This is a genomic window from Nocardioides sp. (assembly GCF_036374615.1).
GTDB lineage: Bacteria > Actinomycetota > Actinomycetes > Propionibacteriales > Nocardioidaceae > Nocardioides.
This window is the reverse complement of the sequence record NZ_DASUTK010000026.1, coordinates 1-5309: the sequence shown is the minus strand read 5'-3', so window position 1 is coordinate 5309 and position 5309 is coordinate 1. Positions and strand designations below refer to the sequence as shown.

At 70.3% G+C, this 5309-nt stretch carries 7 protein-coding genes; 1 reads left to right on the top strand and 6 read right to left on the bottom strand.

Going from position 1 to position 5309, the window contains the following annotated elements:
- From VFZ39_RS01900 to VFZ39_RS01880, 5 genes are all read right to left on the bottom strand, one after another.
- On the bottom strand, positions 1 to 1154 hold a 1154-nt coding region (locus VFZ39_RS01900; protein WP_330864027.1), incomplete at its 3' end, for an ABC transporter substrate-binding protein.
- A 219-nt stretch (positions 1155 to 1373) separates the two neighbouring features.
- Complete coding sequence (rimM, locus tag VFZ39_RS01895; RefSeq protein WP_330864026.1) at positions 1374 to 1922, bottom strand: ribosome maturation factor RimM; 549 nt, start codon at positions 1920 to 1922, stop codon at positions 1374 to 1376.
- Positions 1923 to 2022: 100 nt separating this feature from the next.
- A complete protein-coding gene (locus VFZ39_RS01890; RefSeq protein WP_330864025.1) occupies positions 2023 to 2265 on the bottom strand; it encodes an RNA-binding protein in 243 nt (80 codons plus the stop codon).
- 5 nt (positions 2266 to 2270) lie between these two features.
- On the bottom strand, positions 2271 to 2885 hold the full coding sequence (gene rpsP / locus VFZ39_RS01885; RefSeq protein ID WP_330864024.1) for a 30S ribosomal protein S16: 615 nt from the start codon (positions 2883 to 2885) through the stop codon (positions 2271 to 2273).
- A gap of 176 nt (positions 2886 to 3061) precedes the next feature.
- A complete protein-coding gene (locus VFZ39_RS01880) occupies positions 3062 to 3613 on the bottom strand; it encodes a CGNR zinc finger domain-containing protein (RefSeq protein ID WP_330864023.1) in 552 nt (183 codons plus the stop codon).
- Positions 3614 to 3729: 116 nt separating this feature from the next.
- On the opposite strand from VFZ39_RS01880, the gene VFZ39_RS01875 reads away from it, so the two are divergent.
- A complete protein-coding gene (locus VFZ39_RS01875) occupies positions 3730 to 3891 on the top strand; it encodes a hypothetical protein (protein WP_330864022.1) in 162 nt (53 codons plus the stop codon).
- A gap of 12 nt (positions 3892 to 3903) precedes the next feature.
- Here the strand turns inward: VFZ39_RS01875 and VFZ39_RS01870 are convergent, their stop codons facing one another.
- Positions 3904 to 4974, bottom strand: coding sequence for an amidohydrolase family protein (locus tag VFZ39_RS01870; protein WP_330864021.1), 1071 nt, complete (start codon positions 4972 to 4974; stop codon positions 3904 to 3906).
- Between the last annotated feature and the right edge of the window lie 335 nt (positions 4975 to 5309).

Below are 5309 nucleotides of genomic sequence, written 5' to 3'. Positions count from 1 at the left end.
GCGTTGAAGTAGTACTGCAGGGTCTGGTTCGGGTCGACGCCCGACTCCTCCAGCAGCTGCTTCGCCTGCTCCGGGTCGTAGACGCAGTAGCCACAGGCGTCGTCACGCGAGCCGGGGATCGGCGGGGTGACGATGTCGGTGGACGGGTAGGCCAGACCGTTGAGGACCTGGTCCACGATCAGCTGCCGGTCGATCGACATCGAGATCGCCTGGCGGAGCTCCTTGTTGTCGTACGGCGCCTCGTTGACCGGGAAGCCCAGGTACGTCAGGGACGCGGTCGGCTCCTCGAGGATGGCGTCGCCGAACTGGCCCTTGGCCTCGAGGTAGACCTCGGGAGCCAGGCTGATCACGTCGAGACCACCGTTCTGGAAGTCACGGAACGCGGCGGTCGGGTCGGTGAACATCTGGAAGGTGACCTTGTCGGCCTGGCCCACCTGCTCACCGGCGTAGTCCTCCCAGCGGGTGACCGTGATCGCCTCGTCGTGCTGCCACGGGCCGTCCATCATGTACGGACCGGTGCCGATCGGCTGCTCGTTGCAGGCCTTCAGGTCGTCGAGGCACTCCTGCGCCATGGGCGCGAAGGCCGGGGCGTAGGACATCTGCTGACCGAACTGCGAGAACGGGCCGTTGAGGGTGACCTCGAAGGTGCGCTCGTCGACGACCTTGAAGCCGGCCATCTCCTTGCCCTCGCCGGCGCCCTGGATGCGGGCCATGAAGCCGGCGGTCGCCTGCGCGTTCTTGGGGTTCTGCGAGTAGTTCCACGCCCGGGCGAACGACTCGGAGTCGACGGGCTCGCCGTTCTGGAAGGTGCGGCCCTCCTTGAGGGTCACGGTCCAGACGGTCTGCTCTTCGTTCGGCTCGATGCTCTCGGCGAGACCGTCGAAGACCAGCTCGCCGCTCTCGTTGTCCGTGGTGACGAGGGGGTCGTTGACCATGTCGAGAATCGCGGAGCACTCGGACTCGTAGCAGTTCGAGGCGGGCGCGAGGAACGTCGGCTCGGTGACCTCAGCGATGTACTCACCGCCGGCCGCACCGGTGGGCTCCGCTGCCGGGTCCTCCGATTCCGGGTCGTCGCTTCCGCCGCCACAGGCGGCGAGCCCCAGCACGAGCGCCGCGGCAACGGCGGTCGCGCGCAAAGGCGTCCTGACCTTCATAGGTCCTCCTTGAGGAAAAGTGCGCATGAAACGCTTAGCGCCGCCAACCATGTCCCCTGTCACAAAGGAGGGCAAGCACCCGGGAGGCCATCGTTATCGGACTGTATCCACCTGTCCACCGTCCCGTTAGCGACCGGTCTGCGGGCCGTGCCGGGAGCACGCGTGGCGATTTCCCGAGCCACTCAGACCTGTGGTAAAGGAGCCCGCCCGGAGCTCGTGTCACACATCCTCCGGGAGTGGCGCCACGAGGCCCGGCCGGTCGGCAACCACGACCCGCCGGGCCGCCAGGTCGACCTCGGGAACGAGCGCCTTGACGAACGGGACGAGGGCCTCACGACCGTCGTCCGTGCGCACCGTGAGCAGGTCCTGGGCACCGCCGTGGACCAGGGCGGCCACCTCCCCGAGGCGGACCCCGTGCTCGTCGTACGCGGTGAGCCCGACCAGCTGGTGGTCGTAGAACTCGTCGGGGTCGGCCGGCCGCTCGGCGGCGTCGACCGTGGTGTGGAGGACCAGGCCGCGGGCCGCCTCGGCCGCGCCGCGGTCCGCGATCTCGTCGAACGTGACGAGCAGTCGGCCCTGGTGCCAGCGGGTCCGTTGGACCGTGAGCGAGGTCAGCCGGTTCGCCGAACCGGACGGCGACTCGGCTCGGAGCGTCGCTCCCACGGCATACCGACGTTCGGGCTCGTCGGTGCGGACGTCGACGGTGACCTCCCCCCGGAGCCCGTGTGGTCGGCCGATCCGGCCCACGACGACCTCGATGCTGTCCACGGGCTCAGGCTACGGGTGGACTCACACCGACGACGACGGGTGCCGCTCCCCGAGGGAGGGCACCCGTCGTCGGTGTGCAGCTGCTGGTCGCGACCGGGCCTCAGCGGCCGCGGTCGACGTCGACGAAGTCGATCCGCGCGCCGCCGCGTCCGGCGAGCGCCGACATCACGGTGCGGAACGCGGTGGCCGTGCGACCGCCGCGTCCGATCACCTTGCCGAGATCGTCGGGGTGGACCCGGACCTCGAGGAGCGAGCCGCGTCGCAGCTGCTTGTCGCGGACGGTCACGTCGTCCGGGTGGTCGACGACCCCGCGGACGAGGTGCTCCAGGGCTTCGGGCAGCACGCTGGTCAGGCCTCGCTCTTGCCGGCGTCCTCGGCCGTGATCTCCTCGGCGGCCTCCGCCTGCTCGGCGGCACCCTCCGGAGTCTCGGACGCGGGCACCTCGGCCGGGGTCTCCTCGGCCGGGGGCTCAGCGGGCTTCGGCTCCTCGACCTTCGGCTCCTCGACCTTCGGCTCCTCGGCCTTCGGCTCCTCGGCCTTCGGCTCCTCGGCCTTGTCCTCGGCAGGCGCAGCGGCCTTCTTGGACGCCTTCTTGGTCACCGCGGCGCCCTTGGGCTCCTTCGCGGCGTCCTTGAGGGCCTCGTTGAAGATCTCGGTCTTGTCGCGCTTCGGCTCGGCCACCTTGAGCCGACCCTCCGTGCCCGACAGGCCCTTGTGCTTCTGCCAGTCGCCGGTGATCTTGAGGATGGTCTCGACCGCCTCGGTGGGCTGGGCGCCCACGCCGAGCCAGTACTGCGCCCGCTCGGAGACGACGTCGATGTACGACGGGTCCTCCTTGGGGTGGTACTTGCCGATCTCCTCGAGCACGCGACCGTCGCGCTTCTTGCGCGAGTCGACGACGACGATGCGGTACTGCGGCACCCGGACCTTGCCCAGGCGCTTCAAACGAATCTTGACGGCCACGTCTGTGGTGTCTCCTCGAACGTTGTGTGGTGGTGAGGCCCGTACGCCGGGTGGGGACCAGGCCGAGTTCCTCGATGGGCGGGCGGGCTCCGGATGAGAGGGTCCAGGACCACGCACGACTCAGCGCGCCATTGTGCCAGAGGGCCCTGGGCGGAGCCGAATCCAGGCTGGTGGGCTCAGCCCGCGGTCGCCGCCGCCTTGCGAGCCCGGTACGCCCGGGTCTTCACCTTGTTGCCGCAGCCGTACTCGCACCAGTTCCGCGACCGGTTCTTGGAGTGGTCGTAGTAGGCCCACTCGCACTCGTCCCATGCACAGATCTTCAGGCGCCACCAGACGCCTTCGGCCACCGCCTGGTGGGCGGCGATCGCGATCCGGGCCAGCCCGCCTCGCACCCCCGGATCGGTGGTCGTCAGCTCGGTGCCCTGGGCGGCCCATGTGAGCACCACCGGGAGGTCCGCGAGCGCGTCCGCCAGCTCGGGCAGCGCAGCATCATCGCCGTCGTGGTTGAGCTCGAGCGCCCGTCGCAGCCCGGTGCGCAGCCGGGTCGCCGCCTGCAGATCCTCGGCGGTGGCGCGGCGGGCGCGCGACATCAGACCCTGGTCGACGAGGTAGCGGGTGAGCTCGGTCGGTGAGGAGAGCTCGTCGGTGCCGGTCTCCCGATCGGTGGTGTTGACGAAGTCGCGCACCACAGCGATCGGGCGGGGCACGTCGGGGACAGCTGGCTCCATGTCACTCCTCTGGTCTACGACACCAGCATAGCCCGTTTAGTGGTTGCATCCACGCCGACACCGGCGTAACGTGTTGATTGGTGTCGCAGAGCGCGACCCGCAGGAGGCGAATCACGATGCGGTACGTCGGAGTGGTCATCCAGCAGCTGTGGACCGATCAGCAGGGCGGGCGCGCGCGGGAGCACCACCGGTCGCGGCGCGGCGACGATCTACCCGGTGGTGACCTTCCAGGGTCGGTGCGCCGGCGGCTGCCGTCGCAGCGCCGAGCGCGCGACTGAATCGCAAGCGCCTCAGGCGACGACGCGGCCCCGAAGCAGGATCCGACTGGGCTGCCGCAGCACGCTGAGGTCGGCAACCGGGTCACGGGGGTAGACGACCAGGTCGGCCGGGTCACCCTCATCCAGCCCGGGATGGCCGAGCCACTCCCGCGCCCGCCAGCTCGCTGCCGCCAGCGCCTCGCGGGCCGGGATCCCGATCCGGTGAAGCGCTGCCACCTCGCCCGCGATGTTCCCGTGGCGACTGATGCCGCCGCCGTCGGAGCCGGCGTAGATGGGCACGCCCGCCTCGTACGCCGCCATGATCGTCGTCGGCATCCGCTCGTAGAGACGGTTCATGGTCGCTGCGTAGTCGGGGAAGCGCGCCGCGCCCGCCGCGGCGTGCTCGGGGAACTTGTCCAGCTGCATGATCGTCGGGACGAGCGCCGTGCCCCGCGCCACCATCTCGTCGACCAGGTCCTCGGAGAGGCCGGTGCCGTGCTCGATGCAGTCGATGCCGGCGCGGATCAGGCCGGGCAACACGTCCGGCCCGAAGCAGTGCGCCGTGACCTTCGCACCCTCGGCGTGCGCCGCCTCGATCGCGGCGGCGAACGCATCCGCCGGGAAGCTTGGCGCGAGGTCACTCACGTCGCGGTCGATCCAGTCCCCCACCAGCTTGATCCACCCGTCGCCGTTGCGAGCCTCCTGGGCGGCGTACACCGGCAGCTCGGGCGGCTCGACCTCGTGCGCGTAGTTGCGGATGTATCGCTTGGTCCGCCCGATGTGGCGGCCGCAGCGGATCAACCGCGGCAGGTCGTCCCTCGACTGCACCCAGCGGGTGTCCGCGGCGCTGCCGGCGTCGCGGATCAGCAGTGCGCCACCGTCCCGGTCCTCGACCGCCTGCTGCTCGGTCTCCTCGTCGGTGGTGGCGCCGAAGTCGTCGAGCCCGAGGTGGCAGTGTGCGTCGACCAGTCCGGGGACGACCCATCCCTCGGCGACCGTCTCGGCGCCGGACTGCCGCTCGTAGGTGACTCGCCCGTCGACGACGTACAGGTCGCGCGGCTCACCGTCGGGCAGGACGGGTCCCGACACCCTGATCGCACTCATCCGTCCGACCGTACCGTCGCACCGGCGATCCCTCGCGCAGCACCGGTCTAGCCCGGTTGACGCCCCGGCGGAGCCGGAGCATAGTCGGCGACAGTCCCCCTTCCCCCCGCTCACATGTCCATCACTCAGCGGCCCGGGAGGACCCATGAGACCCAGCACATCATCTGCTCGCCGTCTCGGAACACTCGCAGCCACCGCAACCGCGGTGGCGATCGCAACCACGTTCCTCACACCACCCGCCTCGGCCGCAGAGTGGGACGTCGTCGCCTCCGGCCTCGACAACCCCCGCCAGCTGTCGTTCCGCGGTAGCACCCTGTACGTCGCCGAGGCCGGCC

Bases quoted from the DNA above. Each gene is read 5' to 3' on its own strand.
- VFZ39_RS01880 (WP_330864023.1), bottom strand. From the start codon at position 3,613: ATGGAGCCAGCTGTCCCCGACGTGCCCCGCCCGATCGCTGTGGTGCGC.
- VFZ39_RS01875 (WP_330864022.1), top strand. From the start codon at position 3,730: ATGCGGTACGTCGGAGTGGTCATCCAGCAGCTGTGGACCGATCAGCAG.
- VFZ39_RS01870 (WP_330864021.1), bottom strand. From the start codon at position 4,974: ATGAGTGCGATCAGGGTGTCGGGACCCGTCCTGCCCGACGGTGAGCCG.